Origin of the sequence: Chryseobacterium sp. 'Rf worker isolate 10', from assembly GCF_050753305.1 — a bacterium.
Lineage (GTDB): Bacteria > Bacteroidota > Bacteroidia > Flavobacteriales > Weeksellaceae > Chryseobacterium.
The window spans coordinates 47099-70388 of the sequence record NZ_JBOZOF010000008.1 but is presented as its reverse complement, the minus strand read 5'-3'; the positions used below and the strand labels follow the sequence as shown (position 1 = coordinate 70388).

Genomic DNA, 23290 nt, shown 5'->3' with positions numbered 1-23290 from the left:
TCAAATTAATTATACTTTTTCGATGACCATTGCATATCCCTGCCCGACACCGATACAAAGGGTACACAATGCATATTTCTTATCCTGCTTCTGAAGTTCTATTGCTGCAGAACCTACAATTCTGGCTCCGGAAACTCCCAGTGGGTGACCGATTGCAATAGCACCTCCGTTCGGGTTTATTCTTGTGTCATCATCTTTCAACCCTAAGCTTCTTGTTACAGCCAGTGCCTGCGCTGCAAAGGCTTCATTGAGTTCGATGATATCCATATCTTCCAGAGAAAGGTTTAATCTTTTCAATAGTTTTTGAGCAGCTTCTACAGGTCCGATTCCCATAATTCTTGGTTCCACTCCTGCTACGGAAGATCCCAGAATTTTTGCTTTTGGTTTCAACCCATATTTCTTAACAGCTTCTTCACTTGCTAAAATCAAAGCAGCAGCACCGTCATTCATTCCTGAAGCATTTCCTGCCGTTACTGTTCCTTCTTTTCTGAAAGCCGGACGAAGTTTTGCCAACCCTTCCATTGAAGAGGTAGGCTTAATGAATTCATCTTTTTCGAAAACGATTGGATCTCCTTTTCTCTGAGGAATCTCAACTTTTACAATTTCTTCTGCCAGTCTTCCGCTTTCCTGAGCTTTTGTAGCTTTCTGCTGAGACCAAAGGGCAAATTTATCCTGATCTTCTCTATTGATCTGGTGCATGTCTGCTAAATTCTCTGCAGTTTCACCCATTCCGTCAACCCCGTATAATTCTTTCATTTTTGGGTTGATGAAACGCCATCCGAAAGTAGTATCAAACATCTGGCTGTCTCTTCCGAAAGCAGCACTCGGTTTTGACATTACATAAGGAGAACGTGTCATATGCTCTACTCCTCCTGCAATATAAATTTCTCCTTCTCCAGCAGCAATGGAACGGAATGCATTTGCTACAGCAGACATCCCCGAAGCACATAGCCTGTTAACGGTTTCCCCTCCAATTTTGTAAGGAAGACCAGCTAATAAAAGTCCCATTCTTGCAACGTTTCTGTTATCTTCTCCTGCCTGATTGGCACATCCAAAAATAACGTCTTCAATTTCTTCCACAGGAACTTCAGGATTTCTTGCTACCACTTCTTTAATAACAATAGCAGCCAGATCATCGGCTCTTACTTCTGATAACCCTCCCTGCAGTTTTGAGATGGGAGTTCTGACATAGTCTATGATGTATACGTTGTTCATAATTTCACTTTAAAAATAGGATAATGGATATAAAGTCATCACATCATCTTTTTTCCGATTTATTTGTTTTTATTTCTTAGTTCTAAAACCTTTTGTAAAGTGTAGGGTTCATATTTAAAATCCGGACCAAACATTCTTTTGACATTTTCTTCAAAGGTGGAATCAAACCCTGCTTCTTTTCTTCTTTTGTTTACATTCTTAAGATCTTTCACAGGCCATACAAAATTGACAAAGATTTGTTTTCCGTCTTTATCTTTTATCATTTCGCCTTTTCCTTGTGTTCCGTAGATCTGTTCTTTGTCCTGATTCATCAGATACCGGTCTTCCATCATAGCAACCCAGGTAAACGGAATTTCTTTCTTTTTTCCGGCTTCTTTAATGAGAGGCATATATTTTGCAATTTTGGTGGAATGCTGAATCACATACCAGGCAGCCCTATTGGTAGGTTCCCCCACAAGTGTTTTTCCCGGATAACCATGTTGAGAAATAATACGTTCGATTGTCTTCATATTCAGACTATCATGCTCAGCCACCATTTCCCATCCTCTCTTTTCAAATTCTTTTTGATCTATATTTAAATCTTTCAGGATCTCGTTTTGTTTTTCAGGCGTTGTATCAGAAGTGTAAAGCATTCTGTATCCCTGATCCACCTTCATGATATCATCAAGTTCTTTTTTCAAAGCTTCGTTCACTTTCTGTTGAGCGTTGATCAGAAGAGTTGAAATTCCGAAAAGCAGTGCCACTATTTTTTTCATTCTGTTTAATCTGGTTTCTGGTTTTAGTTTTTTATAAGTCGGTTACTTTTTTCCCGATTTTGTAGACTGTTCCTACAAATTTTGCTATCAACTCCTGATTTTGATTGGTAATCTGAATATCATAAACAGCTGTTTTTCTCGTATCATTCACCAAAATACTTTCTGCCCTGAAAACATCACCTTCTTTTCCTGCTTTGGTAAAATTGATGATACAGTTCAATGCTACAGCCGCATCTCCGGTATTGTTGGAAGAAAATGCCAGCGCAGAGTCTGCAAATGCAAAGGTAACCCCGCCATGAACTGTCTTAAGCCCATTCAGCATCTCCTTCTTGATTGGCATTTCTATTAAACAGTAATTTTCTTTTACTTCAATCATTTTGATATTCATCCACTGGGAAAACTCATCCTGATTGAACATATAATCTGCTACTTGTCTTGGATTCATTTCTATTAATTATATGTTTGTTATTTCTTCATACAGCTCATCGGATAGTCTGTCGTAAACATTCATTGTTTTCCCCAGAATGATTTGTTCGTATGAAAGACTTTCTAAGTCTGATGAATTTTCAGAGGGATATGATTCATTTAAATCAATTCCGTTTTCGTTGGCTAATCTTTTGATCAGCTCTTTATATTTTTCATTAAACTTTCCTAATAGCTCAAGTCTTTCCTGCTCATCAACAGAGGAAGCTTCCTGAGTTAAATACTGTTTTTCAATTAAAAGCCTGGTTTCCAGCTCAGCCCTGAATTCATCTATATTCATAATCTTAATTTGAAAATTAAATAATTTTGAAAATCTGAAAATGAAAACCCATTATAATCAATTTTCAAATTAGCACATTTTTAAATTATCTAATTCATTTTACGAAGCAAAGGACTTTGTCTATATCTTTCTTCCTGATATTCTTCGTAAAGGTTCTGAAGAGTTTCGGAAATTTTTGCATACCCGATTTCTTTACCCCAGCTTAATAATCCCTTTGGATAATTAACTCCTTTCTGCATTGCCAGCTCAATATCTTCGTCATTGGCAACCCCTAATCTTTTAGCTTCAACCGCTTCGTTGATCAACATTGATATGATTCTTAAAAAGATCTGCTGGTATAAGGCATCGTCTTTTTGAGCTACAGGTTTTTCTGCTCCCTCGCTGTAATCGTAGAAACCTTTTCCTGTTTTTCTGCCGTGAAGTTTGGCTTCAGACATTCTTTGCTGCAATAAAGAGGGTTTATATTTAGGATCGTAGAAATAATCTTTGTAAACGGTGGTTGTTACGGCAAAGTTGACATCCACTCCAATAAGGTCCATCAATTCGAAAGGTCCCATTTTGAAGTTACCCAACGTTTTCATAGCTTCATCCACCTGTTCTGGTGTTGCGATATTTTCTTCAACAATTCTCAAGCCTTCTCCGTAATAAGGTCTGGCGATTCTGTTGACAATGAACCCGGGAATATCTTTCGCAATAACAGGCATTTTCCCCCATTCTTTCATGAGGTTGTATATTTTTTCTGCTAACGTATTTTCTGTTAATAAGGATGGAATAACTTCCACTAAAGGCATCAATGGAGCCGGATTGAAAAAGTGAATTCCGATGAAACGCTCCGGCTTCTTTAGTTCTGCACCAAGAGAGGTGATAGAAATAGATGAGGTATTGGAACTGATGATACAGCTTTCTGAAACATAGTTTTCAAGTTCTGTAAACACTTTGGTTTTGATCTCTTTATTTTCTATGATGGCTTCAATAATGAGTTCACAATCTTTGAAATCCTTCAATTCTGTAGCAATGGAAATATTAGCTAAAATTTCAGTCATTTTCTCTCCTGAAATTTTTTGTTTATCAACCAATTTGGTTAATGTTTTTTCCAAACCTACTGTTGCCGTTTCTACTTGTTTTGCGTTGGCGTCATACACCCAAACTTTACATCCGTTCGTTGCGGCTACTTGTGCAATGCCGATTCCCATCGTTCCGGCACCGATAATTCCTACATTCATATTTTAAATTTGAAAATTTGAAAATGAGTTAATTTGAAAATTAACTCATTTCAAATTAATTATTTTCCTTTATAATTAGGTTTTCTTTTCTGTAAAAAGGCATTTACTCCTTCAATGAAGTCTTCTGTACCTGCTGCTTCCTGCTGAAGATCTCCTTCCAGTTCCAGCTGTTCTTTCAATGTGTTAGTATAAGAACTGGCAAAAGCCTTTTTCGTAAGCTTAAGAGCCGCTGTCGGCATGTTTGCCATTCTTTCAAGAATTTCCATAGATTTTGGAACGAATTCTTCCTCAGTGAAAACTTCAGCTACAAGACCATGAGTTTTTGATTCTTCTGCAGATAATTTTTTACCTGTAAATGCTAAATAATTGGCCAATTGTCTGCCTAAAAGTTTCGGTAAGAAGTAAGTTCCTCCGGTATCAGGAATCAAACCGATATTTGAAAACGCCTGAGCAAAATAGGCTTTCTCATTCGCTAAAACGAAGTCGGAGATTAAAGCCAACATTGCCCCAGCTCCTACTGCAGGGCCGTTTACTAAAGCAATAACCGGTTTTTTGCAACGGGTAACTTCTAATACTAAAGGGTTATAATAGTCTACCACAATTTTTCTGATGATGTCATGATCGTGGTGTTCTTTGCCTACCACAAAAGCTTCATCCAGATTCTGACCTGAGCAGAACGCTCTTCCTCTTCCGGAAATGGCAACACATCTTACTGTTTCGTCTTCACTGCATTCTTTAACAAAATCTCTAAGATCTGATAAAGCCGGCTTGGTAAGGGCGTTCATGGTTTCCGGTTGATTAAGATAAGCGATTTTAAGCTTCCCGTCAAAATGCGTTTCAATATCGAGTTGTGTATACATAGTTTTTATTAATTTATTATTTAACAACGCACTAATTTAACAATATAAATTAATGTAACCGTCTAATAATTTAACATTCTAACAATTCCTTCGTTATGCTTTGCATAGCCGTAAAATTTGTTGTGGATTGATGAATAACTCATCAATGACATTTAAAATAATCAAATGGCTCCAGGCAGTCTAAACACTGATAAGATGCCTTACACAAAGTAGATCCAAATCTGCTGATCTGCTTGGTATGCTCAGAACCGCAACGCGGACATTTTTTCGGTTTCCCAATGTGATGCTCGTCTGCCCCTTTTTCGGGAGGTGTGATTCCGTAAACACGAAGTTTTTCTCTCGCTTCATCAGTAATCCAGTCTGTTGTCCAGATCGGAAACATCTTGGTTACTACTTTTGCATCCCATCCGTTTTCTTTCATGATTTTCATGATGTCTTCCTCAATGGTAAACATAGCGGGACAGGCAGAATAAGTGGGCGTAATTGTTACTTCACAAGAATTTTCGCTGGTAATTTTCGCTTCTCTTACAATACCCAATTCCACGATATTGATTACCGGAATTTCCGGATCAGGAACCATTTCTAATATTTCTAAAGGATTTTTCAATCTTTTTATCGTATTTTTTTAACACAAAGTGCGCTAAGATTTTTTTGACGGCTAAATGTTTTGAGTTCGCAAAGGCATTTCACTTAGCAAAGTCAACAAGAATAATTTACCACGTACACCCAGGATATGCTCTCTGCATATACTGAAGCTCACAAAGAATAAATCCGAAATACTCTGTATGATATCCTGTTCTTGATTTTGGCTGCATGAAAGGATTCTCCGGATATTCTAAACCGAAATCTGCGAAATCTTTCTTCGTAATGGTAAGGAACTCTTCATAAAGAGCATCTACATTGGGAGCAATATTCAAAGCAACAAGATCATCTTCGCCTTCTGTTTTAGCGAAAAGACCTTTTGTATATTCCCAGATATTTTCAATAGCTTTCACTAAACGTTCACGGCTTTCTTCTGTTCCCTGCGCAAAGATTTTCATCCAGGATGCAGCATGAGTATAGTGATATCTTACTTCTTTTAATGATTTTTGAGCAATTGCAGAAAGCTCTTCATCAGCAGAATTTGATAGTGCTTCATACATCAGTTTCTGATATACAGATAATACATATACTTTCAGAATCGTGTGAGCATAATCTTCGTTAGAAAGTTCTACCCAATGTGCATTCACATATTCATGCTCGTATCTTAAAAATGCGATATCATCTTCATTTTTACCGTTGTCAATCACTCTTGAAGCGTAAACATAAAAGTTATTAGCCTGCCCCAGTTCATCCAACGCAATATTTGTCAATGCAATATCTTCCTCTAAGTAAGGACCTTCACCACACCATGCAGACAAACGCTGTCCCATAATGAAACTGTCGTCTGCTAGTTTTAATAAATAATTATATAATGGGTTCATTGTTTTAGCTTTTGGCTTTTGGCATATAGCTTTTGGCAAATTGCAAGCAGCTAATAGCCATTAGCTATTTTACATATTTTTTACGTCGTTTGGAATGTCGTAGAACGTTGGGTGACGGTAAAGTTTATCATCAGCCGGATCGAAGAAAGCTTCTTTATCCACCCCTTCTGAAGTCACAATATATTTGCTTGGAACTACCCAAACAGAAGTTCCTTCTTTTCTTCTAGTATAAACGTCTCTTGCATTCTGCAAAGCCATTTCTGCTGTTGGTGCCTGTACAATTCCAACGTGTTTGTGAGATAATCCCGGTTTAGTCTGAATAAACACTTCCCACATATCTAAATTTGCCATAATTAAAATTAATTTAACAATGTATCAGTGTACCAGTTTAACAATGAGATGCTTCGACAAGCTCAGCACGACAATGATTGTTACATTTTTACATTGGTATATTGTTACATTATTATATTACTTCTTTTTGTTGTTTTTCTGCAAAAGCCGCTGCTGCTTCTTTTACCCAAGAATTTTCTCTTTGCGCTTTTCTCTTGGTTTCGATACGCTTTTTGTTGCAAGGTCCGTTTCCTTTTAAAATTTCCATGAATTCATCCCAAGGAAGTTCTCCGAAATCATAATGTTGTCTTTCCTCATTCCATTTCAGGTCTTTATCCGGAATGGTTAATCCTAAGAATTCAGCCTGAGAAACGGTAACATCGATAAATCTCTGACGAAGGTTATCGTTACTTTCTCTTTTTACTCTGTAATTCATAGAGATTTTAGAGTTTGGCGAGCTGTCATCATTAGGTCCAAACATCATCAGAGCAGGCCACCAGAAACGGTTTAATGAAGCCTGAGCCATTTCTTTCTGCTGTTTGGTACCACGGCACAATGCCATCAGAATCTCATAGCCTTGTCTTTGGTGGAAAGATTCTTCTTTACAGATCTTCACCATTGCTCTCGAATAAGGACCATAAGAATTCCCCATCAGCATTACCTGGTTCATAATGGCAGCACCATCAACCAACCAACCGATTGCACCGATATCGGCCCAACTTAAGGTAGGATAGTTGAAAATACTTGAATATTTTGCCTTTCCTTCCAGCATATCATCATAAGTAGCGTCTCTATCTGCTCTGATAGTTCCGTTTCCTAACGTCTCAGTGGCAGAGTAAAGGTATAAACCGTGACCTGCCTCATCCTGAACTTTTGCTAAAAGAGCCATTTTTCTTCTCAATGAAGGTGCTCTGGAAATCCAGTTAGCTTCCGGTAGCATTCCTACAATCTCGGAATGCGCGTGCTGTGAAATCTGACGAACCAATAATTTTCTGTAATCATCCGGCATTACATCTTTTGGCTCTACTTTATTTTCTTCGTGAACGTATTGAACAAATTTTTCTAAGTCCATCTTTTTTGAATTTGAAAATTAAATAATTTGAGAATTTGAGAATTCGGAAATTTGAAAATTAATCTGCATTAGTTACATTTTCAAATTAGCACACTTTCTCATTTTCAAATTGTCTTACACATCATAATTAAGCATCACCACATTCGTTGTAGGGTGACATTGGCAGGTAAGAACGAAGCCTCTGGCCACTTCTTCTTCGGTAAGTGCATAGTTTTTCTCCATGAAAACCTCTCCTTCCAGAACCTGCGCCTTACACGTACAGCAAACGCCTCCTTTACATGCGAAAGGAACCGGAAGCTGATCTTTCAATGCTTTATCTAAGATACTCTCTTTTTTAGAATTAAGGTGGAACGAATATTCATCATCATCAATGATTACCGTTACCATACTTTCAATATTGGCAATTGCTTTGAATTCATCACTCATTTCCTCCGTATTTTCTTCATCCGGAGCGGTGAAATACTCAAATAAAACCTGAATAGCAGGTACTTTTTTATCTTTCTTCAGATAGTCTGCAATCCCCTTAATCATTTCCGCAGGTCCGCAAATGAAATAGGTAGCTTCTTTTACGTCGATATCTGTATATCTTTCAAACAGTAAATCTAATTTCTCAGGAGAAATTCTTCCTTCAAAAATCGGGTCTTCGTGTTTTTCACGGCTTACTAAATAAACAACTTTCAATCTGCCGTTAAAAGATTCCACCAATTTATCGATTTCACCTTTTTTCATCACATGATTCATGCTTCTGTTGCTGTAGAACAAATAAGCATTTGAATTCGGTTCCTGATAAAGGCTTTCTTTAATATTGGATAAAACAGGGGAAATTCCGCTTCCTGCAGCCAGGCCAACGTAAGTTTTCACGTTTGTCGGGTGATATGAAGTGTTGAAACCACCCATGGGAGGCATTACTTCCAGCACTTCATCCATGTGAAGATGTTCATTGAAATAGCCTGATACTTTTCCACCTTCAAGCAATTTCACCAATACTTCCAGCGTATTGCCTTTTTCACTTGGAGCATTGCAGATAGAGTAAGAACGTCTTTCTTCATTTCCGTTGATTGTCATTCGGAAATTCAGATACTGCCCTTGTTTGAATCTGAACTTATCTTTCAGTTCTTCAGGGATTTCTACCGCCACATTCACTGCTTCGGAAGTATCTTTCTGAACTTTAACTGTTTTAAGTTTATAAAATGAATTCATTATTTTTTTAGTATTCTATTAATTTTTCCACCTTCGCACTTTGGCAGGCTGTCCTGAGCATGAACTTTTACTTTCGTAGTAATCCCTACCCTCTTTTTTATTTCGTTTTCTATATTTTTTCCAAAATTCCCGACAAAATTAAAATAATCATCGGTATTGGCTTCTATTTTCTGAGAATTTACCAGTTCATCATCTATTTCAACATCAATATCCAAAGCGATACACATATGTTCTTTCTCTACAGGTGTCAGATAGTAGTTCGGAATCACCCCTTTTACGTAAGAAAAAGCATCTTCAATCTGACTTGGATATACATTTACTCCTCTTACGATCAGCATATCATCTGCTCTGCCAACAATGGGTTTCATTTTCACCATTGTTCTTTTGGCATTTTCATCATAATAAAGACTTGTAATATCATTGGTCCAGTAACGTAAAAGCGGCATCGCTTTTTTGGTTAAAGTGGTAATCACCAATACACCTTCTTCCCCAAAAGGAACCGGCTGCTTGGTCAATGGATCTAAAATCTCAGGATAAAAATGATCTTCCCATATATAAGATCCGCCTTTCTCTTCAAAATCCTCCATTGAAACTCCAGGTCCGATAATTTCACTTAAACCATAAATATTGGTTGCATGAACACCTAATTTTTCTTCAATGTGTCCTCTGATAATTTCTGTCCATGGTTCTGAACCTAATACTGCATATTTTAGACTGATCTCCTCTGCAGAAATTCCTCTTTTTGCAAACTCATCCGCAATCGTTAAAGCGTATGAAGGTGAGCAGCAAATCACTTCCGGTTTAAAATCCACAATCAGGTCTACCTGTCTTGCCGTCATCCCTCCGGAAATAGGAAGAACACTCATTCCCAGCTTTTCCGCTCCGTAATGAAGTCCTAAGCCTCCTGTGAAAATTCCGTAACCATACGCATTATGCAGCTGCATTCCCGGTCTTGCTCCTGCAGCATGTAAAGATCTCGCCACTACTTCACTGAAAAGATCTACATCTTCTTTGGTATACCCTACTACCGTTGGTTTTCCCGTAGTCCCGCTTGAGCAGTGAATACGCTGAAGCTCATTTTTCGGAACGGTAAATAACCCGAACGGATAGTTATCTCTTAAATCCTGTTTGTAAGTAATAGGAAGTTTAGCGATATCCTCAATCGACCTTATATCCTGCGGAGATACTTGCAATTCATCAAATTTCTTTTTATAAAATTCCGACTTCTCTCCCAAATAGCTGATCAAGCTGATCAACCGGTCGGATTGAAGCTGTCTCAACTGACCCAGCTCCAGATATTCAACTGAAAAATCCATAAAACTAACTAACATTTGTTAGGTGTAAATTTAAAAAGATTTTGCTAGCTGGCAAAATTTTTATGACTTTTGTCATATTTTGAATGATTCTAAATAAGAAAGATAGTTAAAATTATGCCCAATGTCATTCTGAGCACAGACTGCAAGTCTGCGAATGTAGTTCAGAAGTGTAGAGAAGAAACTCTTATTAAATATATGAATCAATTTCTCTATCCCGAAATAACAAACGCAGTATTAAAATTCATGACCAAACAGCATAATTATGAGATTCTTCCTTCGTCAGAAATCGAAGATTCGACGTAGTCAATGACAACAAAGTGGTTATTTTTTCTGATTTCCCAACAGACCAAAAAGAATCTTATCCCTGATTTCATCAGTAATTGCATCAGTAGAATCACTACTTCTTTTGAACCAGAAATAGGAATTGTTTAAAGTATGAAGGATAAATCTTGTAGTAAACGATGGTGATTTCAGCTCCCAGTTTTCAGCTTTGTAGATTTCGGAAATCAGTTCTTCAACTTCCTGCTGATAGTTTTTTCTTAATTCTACAAATTCGGGAAGTTTTTCTTCCAGATGTCGCCATTCATTGGAATAAATATGAGTAACATCGCGATTTTTAAGAACAACAGATAAGTGTTTATCCAATAGAAGATTCAGTTTTTCTCTCGGAGCAATGTCTGTATTTTTTACTTCCTGAAGTTCATCGAAAAACTCCTGAGCAATGCCAAAACAAATCCATTCCAAAATTTCTTCCTTTGAACGAATATGTGCATACAGTGATGCTGCTTTGATATTGAGTTTCGTAGCCAGGTCCCTTACAGAACTCCCCATATACCCTTTCTCTTTGAAAAGTTCTACTGCTACATCTAATATTTTTCTCTGTTTTTCTTTTAATTCCATCTGGTAAAATGCAAAAGTAATTATTCTGATTCAAACTGCTTGTTTTTTAATCAAAAAATGAAAAAGACTCTTCATCTTATCCTTTGCTGTTAGATTATTTTACCCTGTTATGACTTTTTGTTCAAGATTTCTGAGAAATAATTGCGAAATCGGAAAATTTGTCAAGTTAAATTTCCGTTAAAAATACAATATCCGGAAAATTTGTCCTATTTTTTTGTAAATTTAATAATTGAACAGTTTTTGCGATACAGTCATCGAATAAATGATTAAATAATTGATGGCATTAAGAAACTGAGCCTTGAAATTTAGTTTCTTGATGTTTTTTAAAACTAAACTTTAAACGAATCATTACCAAAAATATATAAAATATGAACTTAAACCAATATACTGTAAAATCACAGGAAGCCATCCAGGCGGCACAACAGGTTGCTATGGAACTTGGCAACCAAAGTATTGAACCTCAACATCTCCTTGAAGGAATCTTCCAGGTGGATGAAAATATATCGCCTTTCTTACTGAAAAAATCTGAAGCAGATGCTAATTTAGTAAGAGAGCGCAACCGTGAAAATTTAGAAAAACTTCCAAAAGTACAGGGAGGAAATATTTATCTTTCACAATCTGCCAACAAAGTATTGCTGGATGCACCCAATATCGCTAAGAAAATGGGTGACGAATATGTAACGATTGAACATTTATGGCTATCTCTTTTGGAAACCAGCTCTGAAGTATCCAAAATGCTGAAAGATATGGGGGTAACCAAAAATCTGCTGGAAGGTGCTATCAAAGAATTAAGAAAAGGAAGCAAGGCCACTTCTGCAAGTTCAGAAGAGACTTATCAATCCTTAAATAAATATGCTAAAAACTTCAACGAATTAGCTGCAGAAGGAAAACTGGATCCTGTAATCGGGCGTGATGAAGAAATCAGAAGGGTTTTACAGATTCTTTCAAGAAGAACAAAAAACAACCCAATCCTTATCGGGGAACCGGGTGTAGGTAAAACTGCAATTGCTGAGGGAATCGCCCATAGAATTATCAACGGTGACGTTCCTGAAAACCTGATGGATAAAACTTTATTCTCATTGGATATGGGAGCTTTGATTGCCGGAGCAAAATATAAAGGTGAGTTTGAAGAGCGTTTAAAATCTGTTGTGAATGAAGTCATCAAGTCTGACGGACAGATTATTCTTTTCATCGACGAGATCCACACGTTGGTAGGAGCCGGAGGCGGTGAAGGAGCTATGGATGCTGCCAACATCTTAAAACCAGCTTTAGCAAGAGGGGAATTAAGAGCAATTGGAGCTACTACTTTGAACGAATATCAAAAGTATTTTGAAAAAGATAAAGCGTTGGAAAGACGTTTCCAGAAAGTAATGGTGGAAGAACCGGATACTGAATCTGCCATTTCTATCCTTCGTGGTATTAAAGACAAATATGAGGCTCACCACAAAGTAAGAATCAAAGATGAGGCAATTATTGCGGCTGTGGAAATGTCTCAAAGATATATTTCAGACCGTTTTTTACCGGATAAAGCTATTGACCTTATTGATGAAGCTTCTGCAAAACTGAGAATGGAAATCAATTCCAAACCGGAAGAGCTCGACGTTCTGGACAGAAGGCTGATGCAGCTGGAAATTGAACTGGCAGCCATCTCAAGAGAAGGCAATCAGACAAAAATTGATCATTTGAAGGAGGATATTGCTAAAATTTCCGAGCAGAGAAATGAGATCAACGCAAAGTGGCTGAAAGAAAAACAAAAAAGTGAAGATCTTACCCAGATCAAAAAAGATATTGAATCTCTGAAACACGAAGCCGAAAGAGCTTCCAGAACCGGAGATTATGCAAAGGTAGCAGAGATCCAATACGGAAAACTTCGTGAAAAAGAAGAGGAACTCAGCAAAATGGAACTGGAAATGCAGAATCATCAGAATGAACTGATCAAAGAAGAGGTTACTGCAGAAAATATCTCTGAGGTGATTGGTAAATGGACAGGTATTCCTGTAACCAAATTATTACAATCAGAAAGAGATAAATTATTAAATCTTGAATCTGAGCTGCATCACAGAGTGGTTGGACAGGATGAAGCGATTCAGGCTGTTGCGGATGCTATCAGAAGAAACAGAGCCGGATTGAGCGATGATAAAAAACCTATCGGATCTTTCTTATTTCTGGGAACAACCGGGGTTGGTAAAACTGAGCTAGCAAAAGCATTGGCTGAATTCTTATTCGATGATGAAAACAATATGACCAGAATTGATATGAGTGAATATCAGGAACGTCACAGTGTTTCAAGATTGGTAGGAGCGCCTCCGGGATACGTAGGCTATGATGAGGGTGGACAATTGACTGAAGCAGTAAGAAGAAGACCTTATTCCGTAGTGCTTTTAGATGAAATTGAAAAAGCACACCCAGATGTTTTCAATACCTTACTTCAGGTTTTGGATGATGGACGTCTGACAGATAATAAAGGCCGGGTGGTGAATTTTAAGAATTCTATCATCATTATGACCTCGAATTTAGGTTCACATCTGATTCAGGAAAATTTTGAAAATCTTACGGAGGAAAATCAGGATGAAATTGTGGATAAAACAAAAGACGAAGTTTTTGATCTTTTGAAACAGACGCTGCGTCCGGAATTCCTGAACAGAATTGACGAGATTGTACTGTTCCAGCCTTTAAGAAAAAAAGAAATCGGAAAAATCGTACAGTACCAGTTGAGAGGATTCAATGAAATGCTATCTAAAAGAAACATTATCATGACTTTCACTCAGGATGCGGTAGATTATCTGATGAATAAAGGATATGATCCTGCCTTCGGAGCAAGACCACTGAAAAGAGTGATCCAACAGGAAGTATTAAACAAACTGTCTAAAGAAATTCTTGCAGGAAACGTAAACGATGGAGACAGAATCACTCTGGATTACTTCGTAGAAACAGGTTTGGTTTTCAGACCTACTGAACAATAAAATAGTTTTTTTCATATACATTATTTTTGTGGATAAGTGCTGTAGAATAATCTGCAGCACTTATTTTTTATCTAATTTATCCTTATTAAGTGAAATATAATTATATTTACTATTCTAATAACTTAAACAAAAACAACATGAAAAAGTTAAAAAGAAATGAATTAAAGAAAATTGATGGCGGAATTGAACCATTCCCAATTGCATGTGGTGAGGACTGGAGCTGTCCTCAAGGTCTTTGTTGTACATCTGGACTTGTCTGCAGGGATTGGAAAAAATATCCTTGTATTTAAAAAACAGGCGGAGAAATATACTTTCTCCGCTTTTTTCCAGAGCGAAACTGTGTTTGATTTATCTCCAAATTATTATACTTTACATACAATCCGTAAAAACACGGTAAAAATAACAGTATAATTCCCAATTCGCGAATACATTTTCTAGCATATTTTTTACGAGATTTGCATATTAATTGAGTTTTACCGTAAACCACTAAGCTATGAATACAGAATCAAACAACCCATTACAACCTGGAATCATGTCAAACAGTCTTATCCAGGCGCTGATCGACAATTACCGTCAAAACCACCTAACTGCAATTAACTCTGCTTTAGGAATTCAGGATGCACATTCCATTTGGTTTGATCTTCCGAAATTAAAAAGTTTTATTGCAAAAATTGAAGAAGAAGCAGCCAAAGTAAATCCTGCTACTTCAGAAGCAGATCTGGGAATCAGATTTTATTACGCAACATATCCTAAACAGGAAAACTGGTCTATGATGGACTCTCACCCTGTTCCTGTTCAGTTTGCCGGAAAGCATACTTTGGTAATGATCCCTACACTAAAAAAAGCTGGTGAGACGGGAGAATTACATGATTATGACTTTAATCCTTTTCAGGTAAATGGAGAAAATTCAAATTTAGCATTAAATGCACGTAATTTCACTCCATCTGGCAATGGCGGTGATAATGGTGGTGGCGGACCTCTTGGTGATGACTCCGGTCTTGGAGAAAATAATGGAATACTTATACCACCTTATACATCGGCGGGTGAATCTTTTTAATTATAATCAATATCCCTAATACATAATATGACAGAATTCCAGGAATTTGCACAAAAATGCATTCTTTGGTCTGAAGGACTTGCTGCGGCCATCGCAATTTTCCATTATAATCGTTTAAAAGAACGACATTGGAAATTTTTTGTGTTCTACCTGGTATTCATTTTCCTAGGGGAAGCCTATGGTAAATGGGGCAGTTTTATTCATTTTACTAAAGCCCAATACTATAACTATCTTTTGATGCCGATCCAGTTTATATTTTTTTACTGGTTATATGCTGTGAAATCTCTAGGTAGGACTAAATTATTTTGGATATTCTCTATTTTATATTTGCTATCATTCATTCCTAATGAATTATATTTTTCGAAAAGTAAGATAGTGTTTGCCTTTAACTATACATTTGGATGTCTTATCTTAATGCTATTGGTAATAATGGAGTATTATAAACAAATTAATTCTCACGACATTCTCAATTTTAATAAAAACAAAATGTTTTATATTAATCTCGGAATTACATTATCATACATAGGAACATTACCTTTTATGGCATTTTTATCATTCCTGGTAAATTATAAGGAGATCTGGAATATTTATTTCAACTATTTTCTAATGTCAGTTATTGTGATGTATATTTTATTTGCAAGTTCATTTATATGGGGAAAACGGAGCTCTTAATAGTTATCATTCTATTTAACATTCTTTTTGTAATGTTTGTAACGGCAGTATTAATTTATATCCGAAGCTACAGACAACGCAAAAAGGAGCATCTGAATGAAATTGAAAGAAAAAATGAACTTCATCAGAGAGAGCTCCTATCTACCCAACTCGAAATTCAGCAAGCTACCATGCAGCAAATCGGGCGGGAACTTCATGACAATATTGGTCAGAAACTTACCCTCGTAAGTCTGTATGTACAGCAAATGCTTTATGAAAATAAAGTTTCTGAAGCGAGTGAAAGAATTGATCAGGTTTCCCAGATCATCAACCAGTCTCTTCAGGATCTTAGGAGCCTGTCGAAAACATTAACGGATGACAATATCAACCAAAAGGAAATTGTAACTTTAATACAGGAAGAAGTAGACAATACCAATTCCTTTAAAAAGTGTCATGTAAGCTTTGAACATAATTTCAAGCAACTGGATTTAGGTTTTGTCCATAAAAATGTATTACTCAGAATTACTCAGGAATTTATTCAGAATAGCATTAAACATTCCGGTTGTAAGAACATTTTTATTACCCTGAATACATCTGAAGATATCCTTTGGGAACTCAATATTCGTGATGACGGAAACGGGTTTGATACTTCACAGATCAAATCTAACGGAATAGGCCTTACCAACATGAAAAACAGAGCTGAAATTATAGGTGCCAGTTTTCGCATTGAAAGCCATGAAAACACAGGGACACAACTCAATATTATCTTAAAAAAACAGTCATGAAAAAAACTATTGTAATTGTTGACGACCATATACTTATTGCGAAAGCGCTGGAAGGAATCATTGGTAATTTTAACGAATTTGAAGTCATCTATGTATGTGAAAACGGAAAAGACCTCATCCAAAAACTTGAAGAAGGGAATGCCATTCCGGATATTATTCTTTTAGATATCAGTATGCCCATTATGGATGGCTTTGAAACAGCAGTCTGGCTTACAAAAAATCATCCTGAAATTAAGATTATGGCTCTCAGTATGCAGGGTGATGACAACAGTGTGATTAAGATGATCAAAAGCGGAGCAAAAGGCTATCTTCTAAAAAACACCCATCCGAGAGACCTGGAAACAGCACTTACCCGATTGAACAGCGACGGCTTCTTTTATCCGGATTGGGCTTCAAAAATTATTTTCTCTAATCTTAATAAAGAAACAGAATCTGAAATTGCAGTAAGAATTTCCGACAGGGAGAAAGAATTCCTGAAATATACAGTTACAGAACTAAGTTATAAAGAAATTGCGGATAGAATGTGCTGCAGCCCAAGAACAGTAGAAAGTTATCGTGATCAGCTTTGTGACAAACTAGATTTAAAGACTCGTGTAGGGCTGGCAGTTTTTGCGATCAAAAATGGCTTTGCAAACTAATTTTATCTTTAAAAAATTTATTAAAAAATCAATTAAAACGAAATAATTTCGTTAAAAAATAAAACAACAACAAAACACATCATTATATTTTTAAAAATTGATTAAAATTTAAAACAAAACAGAAGTTATTAAATTAAAATCAATCAAAACCTAGAATCCATAATAATTCCGCAATTAATTCGCGGAATTATTTGCATATTAATTTCAAATAATATAATTTCACATTATCAACCAAATTATAACAATATGAAAAAACTATTATTCGGAGCTCTTATGCTCGGGTTAATGACAGCTTGTAACAATGACAACATTCAAAACCAAAATGAAGCACAGGCTGAACCAGAAACTTCTTCACTAGCCTCCAAAAGAATTTGTCCATCAGAGGAAATGAGACAAGAGGCATTACAAAAAGATCCTGCACTCAGACAAAAGGTAGAAGAAATTGAAGCTAACGCAAAAAAATTCGCCAACAATCTTGCTTTAGGAAAAGTTCTTGCAGATGGAACTGTTGAAATTCCTGTGGTTGTTAATGTAATTTATAAAACTGCGGCACAAAACGTATCTGATGCAAGAATTGCAGAGCAAATTGCAATTTTGAATGCTGACTATGGGGGTACAAACAGTGATGTTTCACAAATCCCTACAGAATTTCAGGGTGTAAAGGCTGGTGATGTAAAAGTAAGATTCAAACTAACCAACACCATAAGAAAAACAACTACCAAAACGTCATGGAGCAAAACGGACAGAGCAAACAATACCATGAAAAAAGCCTCTACAGGAGGAATTGATGCTACTAATCCTACCAATTATTTTAATATCTGGATTGTTGGAAGCATGCCGGATACTCAAGGAAGTATTCTTGGATATGCAACTTTCCCTGAGGATGCAGGCACATGGAAAGATGGTGTAGTAATTGCCGCTCCTTATTTTGGAAAAACAGGAGCTTCTGCTCCATTTAACCTGGGAAGAACTGCCACTCACGAAGTGGGTCACTATTTAGGCCTTAGACATATCTGGGGAGATACCAATTGTGGTGATGATTTAATTGCAGATACGCCTACCCAAACAACAGCTAATACAGGAACTCCATCTTACCCTCTTTACAACACTTGTTATGGTGTGAAAAGATCTGTAATGTTTATGAATTATATGGATTATTCTGATGACAATTCGCTCTATATGTTTACAGCAGGACAAAAGACAAAAATGCAGTCTGTAACAGCTTCTTCTGGAGCAAGATCCGGACTGAGAGTTTTATAATAATACACTTTTTAAAATAATTGAAACCTATCTCAAATGTTGAGATAGGTTTTTTACTATCATTACTGTGGTTACCCTTTAGTTTATGAAAACTTAAAAAAAAGCAGGAGTGCATTTTATTGTAAAAATATTCTACAAATAATAATAAATATAAAATTATTTACATTAAAAACACGCTAAATAGTGAAACAAAAAATGAAATATAATAATTTAACGAAAATTCAAACCAAAACAAATAACTTTAAATTAAAAACACACAAATACAACAAAACATATTAATTCCACAAATATTTTACAAATTGTTTGCACATTAATTTCAAATAATATAATTTCACATCCTCAACCAAATTATATTATACGATATGAAAAAATTCCTATTTGGAGCCCTGATTCTGGGCCTTATGTCGGCATGTAACACCGACAGCTTAACCAATCAAAACGAAACACCTCCGAACCAGGAGCCTACTATTGCCAGTGCTCTTAAAAGAAGCTGTCCTTCCGAAGAACTGAGAGCTAAAATGTTACAGAAAAACCCTTCACTTCGTTTAAAAGCAGATGAAATTGAAGCACGTACTCAAAACTTCGCGGATAATCTTAAACTGGGGAAAGTTCTGGCAGATGGAACTGTTGAAATCCCTGTTGTTTTTAATGTCATCTACAACACCTCCGCTCAAAATGTTTCTGATGCAAGAATTGCAGAACAAATCGCAGTATTGAATGCCGATTATGGTGCTACCAATTCTGATATTAATAAGATACCTGCAGCATTTCAGCCTTCTGCTTCAGGTGATGTAAAAATCCGTTTCAAACTGGTAGCTACCAACCGCAAACAAAATTCAAAAACAGGTTGGAAATCTAATCTGGAAGAAATGAAAAAAGCAAGCACAGGAGGTATTGACGCTACTGATGTAAATAAAAATATGAATATCTGGGTTGTGAACTCAATTCTTGACGAAAATGGGCAGGCCGGAACTCTTGGGTATGCTTATTACCCTGAAAATGCAGGGCAATGGTATGATGGTCTTGTAATCGGATATCAGTATATCGGAAAAACAGGTGCTTCTGCTCCATTCAATTTAGGAAGAACAGTCACTCACGAAGTAGGACACTACCTGAATCTTCCACACCTTTGGGGATCATCTGACGCTGGCTGCCAGACAGATTACTCTAACGACACTCCTACTTCTCCCGGCCCTAACTACGGAAATCCTACCTATCCTCTCAACAGAGTTTGTGGTGGTGTAAGCCGTTCTCAGATGTTCATGAACTATATGGATTATGTAGATGACAAATCTATGGTGATGTTTTCTGCTAACCAAAAAACAAGAATGCAGGCTGTAGTAGCTGCTGCAGGACCAAGAGCCGGATTAAGATAATTGATAATCTCGATCAGAATATTATAAAAACATTAAAATAGTCTATCTCAATTTTTGGGATAGATTTTTTTAATACTTTTACACGATTTAATTTCGCACCACTACTAAGATGAAAAAATTAGCACTAGCATCAGGAATACTATTGCACTTATACTGTATTAAAGCACAGGATACTATCCAAATAAAAACACAGGATACTATTCCGGCCAGGAATCTTAAGCAAGATCTTGCCATAATCAATTCTGGTTATAGCATTCAGGAGAAGACTCCTTTTTTCAAAAAACAATGGGTAAAAAAATCTATAGCACCCGCCATTCTTTTTACAGCCGCCGCCGCAACGTGGGGCGAAAAAGAGAATATTCGTGAGGTACGAAACCGATATCTGCCCAATTTCAAAGTCAAATATGACGATTATCTTCAGTACGCTCCTGCTGCAGCTGTTTACGGTTTAAAACTGGCAGGCGTAAAGGGTAGAAACAATCTCGGTAGAGCTACTCTATCTTACGGTACCAGTTTAGCCATCATGGCAATTTTAGTCAATTCTATAAAATATACTGCAAAAGTGGAACGTCCGGATGGCTCCAAGAACAATTCTTTTCCATCAGGACATGCTGCTATGGCTTTCACCAATGCCAGCTTTCTACACAAGGAATATGGAATGGTAAACCCAGCCTATAGTATTGCAGGATACGGTTCCGCCACGCTTACAGGACTTGGACGAAACTTAAATAACAGGCACTGGGTTCCGGATATACTTGCTGGAGCAGGGATTGGGATTATTTCTACAGAACTCGGATACTTCTTTATTGATAAAATTTATAAGAACAAGGGAGATAATTTAAGTCTCTTATCCAGAATACAGGGAAATGATTATCCGTCTTTTCTTGCTCTAAAAATGGGAACAGCTTTAGGTACTACCAACTTCCTGAAAGAGTCTGAACTGGATGACAAAAAACAAATCGGTTTTGAGGGTGGATTGGAAGGTGCCTATTTCTTTTCGAAAAAATGGGGTGTAGGTGCAGATGTGTCCTTCAGCAGCTTCCCTATTAAATCTCAAAGAATAACCTTTGATGACGACCAGAATTTTGGGGATCATGAACTCAAAACACAATCCCTGGGATTTCTTTCTGCAGGTATCGGACCCTATTTTTCCCATGAATTTTCTGATAAATGGCAGCTTATGCTAAAAGCAACAGGAGGTTATGCGGCAACTGCCAGCGGAAAAGTCTTCGTAAAAGGAAGCGATATAGACGCTCCTAACCACGAGCTTCAAATAGCCAGATACAAACCGAAACCAGCTTTCCGATGGAATACCGGAGCTTCTATGACTTATAAATTCAATCCGGGATTAGGTCTTACTTTCTACACGGATTATAACCAAATCAATTCTACTATCCGCTATTATTTCAGTGACGAGATTAAAGATGGTGATGAACTGGGTCAGGAACTTAACAACATGATTGCTAAGGAGAAAATCAGTTATATTACTTTAGGGTTAAGATTAACGGCCTATTTTTAAAAATATAAAAGCCTTCAGATTCTGAAGGCTTTTAGTTTTATAAGTTTTTACGATTGTCATCCGGCGTATAATCCATAAAGAGATCTCCATCCAGCTGTACAAATTTTATTTTCTTCTTAATAGGAATTACCAGATCAGTCAGTTTCTGATCTTTTTCCCAAACAGAAGGTGAAAAATGTAACTTCTCTGTTGTTCCATCCTCGTATGCCAATATAGCATCAAACGGAATGGCGAATCCACCTACATTCGCAACATTTACAGTAAGCATATCATTCATCTGAGATGCTCCTGTTACTTTTAAATCAATATAATTATTGGTATAAAACCAATTCTGGAAGAACCAGTTCAGATTTTTTCCTGAACCTGCATTCATAGAATTGAAATAATCCCATGGAACCGGATGTTTTCCATTCCAGTTGTCCATATAATGATGCAATGCTTTTTTGAAGAGCTCATCTCCTAAATAGTCTTTCAGAGCCAGATAAGACAAAGATGCTTTCACATAAGAATTGTTTCCATATCCGGCACCACTCACCTGCGTACTCATCGTAATCACCGGCTGATCCTGTTCTGTAGACGGGTCATTGATCCATTTTTTAACACGGAAGTTTTTATAAAATTCTTTTGCTGCAGCTTCTCCGTTTTCATCAATTCCTATAAGATATTCAAGCGTGGTAGCCCAGCCTTCATCCATGAATGCATATCTCGTCTCATTAATTCCCATATAGAAAGGGAAATAAGTATGAGCAATTTCATGATCCGCAGTTAATCTTGCATCTTTAAGGTCATCAGGAATACTGGTATCATTGATCATCATCGGGTACTCCATATCTGCATACCCCTGAATAGCTGTCATTACATTATAAGGATATTCTACGCCCGGCCAGTTTTTTGAGAACCAATCCAGATTGTAACGCATCCAGTCTACATAATGTTCAAAATCTTTAGCTCCGTTTTTATATCCAGACTGAACGCTGGCTCTTTTTGTTTTTAACTGAACACTTGCTGCATCCCAAACATAATGGTTGCTCATAGCAAAACAGAAATCTGTGATGTGGCTGGCTTTAAATTTCCAAACGTTCCATTTGTTCTGAAGGGTTACTTTTCCAGACTTCATTTCCTGCTCTGTAGCAATCTTCATTACTTTATCGCTTTTTAATGAAGCTTTATATCTTTTTAAATATTCCGGCTGAAGTACAGCTTCCGGGTTCAGGAAATCTCCGGTGGCCCAGACTACATAGTTTTTTGGTACGCTGATCGCAAAGCTGTAATCATTAAAATCATTATAAAACTCCTGTCTGTCCGAGTGCTGAAGCATATCCCATCCGTTGTAATCATCATACACTGAAATTCTTGGAAAAGAATACGCCACATAGAATGTTTCAGGATCAATCTGCCCTTCTCTTCCACTCTGCACTGATAATGGATACTCCCATTCTATTTTAACCTCAGCTTTTGATTTGGATTTTAAAGCTGTTTTTAATTTTACTTTTTCAACAGTGCTCCAATCATCACTGTTGATATCATATTTTTCGTTGTTTACAATAAAAGATTTAATTTTTAGTCCTGAGGACAGAAAATCCTTAGATACAAACCCTGATCTTGGTGACTGCGGCTTGTGAAGATTATTCACAAATCGTATAGCCAGTTCATTAAGGCTATCCGGGCTGTTGTTGGTATACACAATTGTTTCTTTTCCGGTAACCGTTTTTGTACCGGCATCCACTTTTACATCCACATTATATACTCCTTTGTTCTGCCAGTAGTTTTTACCTGGAGCTCCGGAGCTGTCACGTGTTCCTTTTTCATAAGCTTTTTTGATATTCCTCGGCATATACAGTTCCTGTGCAGACAATTGTAGTAAAGAAACAACCATCAGCATTCCGGAAAAAATTTTCTTCATAGCGATCTTTTTAGAGATAGGTATCAAAATTAACGAAAATG

The 23290-nt window shown here is 36.8% G+C and carries 23 protein-coding genes; 9 read left to right on the top strand and 14 right to left on the bottom strand.

The window, feature by feature from the left end; translation table 11 throughout:
* Positions 1-9: 9 nt before the first annotated feature.
* From pcaF to LKL37_RS22675, 12 genes are all read right to left on the bottom strand, one after another.
* On the bottom strand, positions 10-1215 hold the full coding sequence (pcaF, locus tag LKL37_RS22730) for a 3-oxoadipyl-CoA thiolase (RefSeq protein ID WP_431612533.1): 1206 nt from the start codon (positions 1213-1215) through the stop codon (positions 10-12).
* A 59-nt stretch (positions 1216-1274) separates the two neighbouring features.
* Positions 1275-1970 (bottom strand): DUF6624 domain-containing protein, encoded by a 696-nt coding sequence (locus tag LKL37_RS22725; RefSeq protein ID WP_431612532.1) that lies wholly within the window; start codon positions 1968-1970, stop codon positions 1275-1277.
* A gap of 31 nt (positions 1971-2001) precedes the next feature.
* Positions 2002-2415 carry a PaaI family thioesterase gene (locus tag LKL37_RS22720; protein ID WP_431345829.1) on the bottom strand — a complete coding sequence of 138 codons (414 nt, stop codon included), beginning with the start codon at positions 2413-2415 and terminating at the stop codon, positions 2002-2004.
* A gap of 9 nt (positions 2416-2424) precedes the next feature.
* Positions 2425-2733: a hypothetical protein gene (locus LKL37_RS22715; RefSeq protein WP_431612531.1), complete on the bottom strand. Its 309-nt coding sequence runs from the start codon at positions 2731-2733 to the stop codon at positions 2425-2427.
* 89 nt (positions 2734-2822) lie between these two features.
* Positions 2823-3956: a 3-hydroxyacyl-CoA dehydrogenase NAD-binding domain-containing protein gene (locus LKL37_RS22710; RefSeq protein WP_431612530.1), complete on the bottom strand. Its 1134-nt coding sequence runs from the start codon at positions 3954-3956 to the stop codon at positions 2823-2825.
* A 59-nt stretch (positions 3957-4015) separates the two neighbouring features.
* Positions 4016-4816: an enoyl-CoA hydratase/isomerase family protein gene (locus LKL37_RS22705; protein WP_431612529.1), complete on the bottom strand. Its 801-nt coding sequence runs from the start codon at positions 4814-4816 to the stop codon at positions 4016-4018.
* A 142-nt stretch (positions 4817-4958) separates the two neighbouring features.
* Complete coding sequence (gene paaD, locus LKL37_RS22700; RefSeq protein WP_394353421.1) at positions 4959-5396, bottom strand: 1,2-phenylacetyl-CoA epoxidase subunit PaaD; 438 nt, start codon at positions 5394-5396, stop codon at positions 4959-4961.
* 133 nt (positions 5397-5529) lie between these two features.
* The gene (gene paaC / locus LKL37_RS22695) at positions 5530-6318 is read right to left on the bottom strand and encodes a 1,2-phenylacetyl-CoA epoxidase subunit PaaC (protein WP_431612528.1); all 789 of its coding nucleotides are present in this window, start codon (positions 6316-6318) and stop codon (positions 5530-5532) included.
* Between the two features lie 30 nt (positions 6319-6348).
* Positions 6349-6630 carry a 1,2-phenylacetyl-CoA epoxidase subunit PaaB gene (gene paaB, locus LKL37_RS22690; RefSeq protein ID WP_039364405.1) on the bottom strand — a complete coding sequence of 94 codons (282 nt, stop codon included), beginning with the start codon at positions 6628-6630 and terminating at the stop codon, positions 6349-6351.
* 112 nt (positions 6631-6742) lie between these two features.
* Positions 6743-7681 carry a 1,2-phenylacetyl-CoA epoxidase subunit PaaA gene (gene paaA / locus LKL37_RS22685; RefSeq protein WP_431612527.1) on the bottom strand — a complete coding sequence of 313 codons (939 nt, stop codon included), beginning with the start codon at positions 7679-7681 and terminating at the stop codon, positions 6743-6745.
* Between the two features lie 114 nt (positions 7682-7795).
* A complete protein-coding gene (locus tag LKL37_RS22680) occupies positions 7796-8881 on the bottom strand; it encodes a 2Fe-2S iron-sulfur cluster-binding protein (RefSeq protein ID WP_431612526.1) in 1086 nt (361 codons plus the stop codon).
* Positions 8881-10197 carry a phenylacetate--CoA ligase family protein gene (locus LKL37_RS22675; RefSeq protein ID WP_431612525.1) on the bottom strand — a complete coding sequence of 439 codons (1317 nt, stop codon included), beginning with the start codon at positions 10195-10197 and terminating at the stop codon, positions 8881-8883. Before LKL37_RS22675 ends, LKL37_RS22680 begins: the two co-directional genes overlap by 1 nt.
* Positions 10198-10311: 114 nt before the next feature.
* Here LKL37_RS22675 and LKL37_RS22670 point away from each other — a divergent pair, with 114 nt between their 5' ends.
* The gene (locus LKL37_RS22670) at positions 10312-10500 is read left to right on the top strand and encodes a hypothetical protein (RefSeq protein ID WP_431612524.1); all 189 of its coding nucleotides are present in this window, start codon (positions 10312-10314) and stop codon (positions 10498-10500) included.
* 18 nt (positions 10501-10518) lie between these two features.
* On the opposite strand, the gene LKL37_RS22665 is transcribed toward LKL37_RS22670, so the two are convergent.
* Positions 10519-11097 carry a TetR/AcrR family transcriptional regulator gene (locus LKL37_RS22665; RefSeq protein WP_431612523.1) on the bottom strand — a complete coding sequence of 193 codons (579 nt, stop codon included), beginning with the start codon at positions 11095-11097 and terminating at the stop codon, positions 10519-10521.
* A 368-nt stretch (positions 11098-11465) separates the two neighbouring features.
* Here LKL37_RS22665 and clpB point away from each other — a divergent pair, with 368 nt between their 5' ends.
* The 8 genes from clpB to LKL37_RS22625 all read left to right on the top strand — a co-directional run bounded on the left by clpB (position 11466) and on the right by LKL37_RS22625 (position 21346).
* Positions 11466-14060 carry an ATP-dependent chaperone ClpB gene (clpB, locus tag LKL37_RS22660; protein WP_431612522.1) on the top strand — a complete coding sequence of 865 codons (2595 nt, stop codon included), beginning with the start codon at positions 11466-11468 and terminating at the stop codon, positions 14058-14060.
* 137 nt (positions 14061-14197) lie between these two features.
* Positions 14198-14350 (top strand): hypothetical protein, encoded by a 153-nt coding sequence (locus tag LKL37_RS22655; protein WP_164976812.1) that lies wholly within the window; start codon positions 14198-14200, stop codon positions 14348-14350.
* A gap of 203 nt (positions 14351-14553) precedes the next feature.
* Positions 14554-15117 (top strand): hypothetical protein, encoded by a 564-nt coding sequence (locus LKL37_RS22650; protein ID WP_431612521.1) that lies wholly within the window; start codon positions 14554-14556, stop codon positions 15115-15117.
* A 704-nt stretch (positions 15118-15821) separates the two neighbouring features.
* Entirely contained in the window at positions 15822-16553 is a 732-nt protein-coding gene (locus LKL37_RS22645) for a sensor histidine kinase (protein WP_431612520.1), read from the top strand.
* Complete coding sequence (locus LKL37_RS22640; protein ID WP_431612519.1) at positions 16550-17191, top strand: response regulator; 642 nt, start codon at positions 16550-16552, stop codon at positions 17189-17191. Before LKL37_RS22645 ends, LKL37_RS22640 begins: the two co-directional genes overlap by 4 nt.
* A gap of 246 nt (positions 17192-17437) precedes the next feature.
* Positions 17438-18451: a zinc metalloprotease gene (locus LKL37_RS22635; protein ID WP_431612518.1), complete on the top strand. Its 1014-nt coding sequence runs from the start codon at positions 17438-17440 to the stop codon at positions 18449-18451.
* Positions 18452-18813: 362 nt separating this feature from the next.
* Positions 18814-19827 carry a zinc metalloprotease gene (locus LKL37_RS22630; RefSeq protein ID WP_431612517.1) on the top strand — a complete coding sequence of 338 codons (1014 nt, stop codon included), beginning with the start codon at positions 18814-18816 and terminating at the stop codon, positions 19825-19827.
* Between the two features lie 109 nt (positions 19828-19936).
* On the top strand, positions 19937-21346 hold the full coding sequence (locus LKL37_RS22625; protein WP_431612516.1) for a phosphatase PAP2 family protein: 1410 nt from the start codon (positions 19937-19939) through the stop codon (positions 21344-21346).
* A gap of 37 nt (positions 21347-21383) precedes the next feature.
* Here the strand turns inward: LKL37_RS22625 and LKL37_RS22620 are convergent, their stop codons facing one another.
* Complete coding sequence (locus LKL37_RS22620; RefSeq protein ID WP_431612515.1) at positions 21384-23249, bottom strand: M1 family metallopeptidase; 1866 nt, start codon at positions 23247-23249, stop codon at positions 21384-21386.
* Positions 23250-23290: the final 41 nt, after the last annotated feature.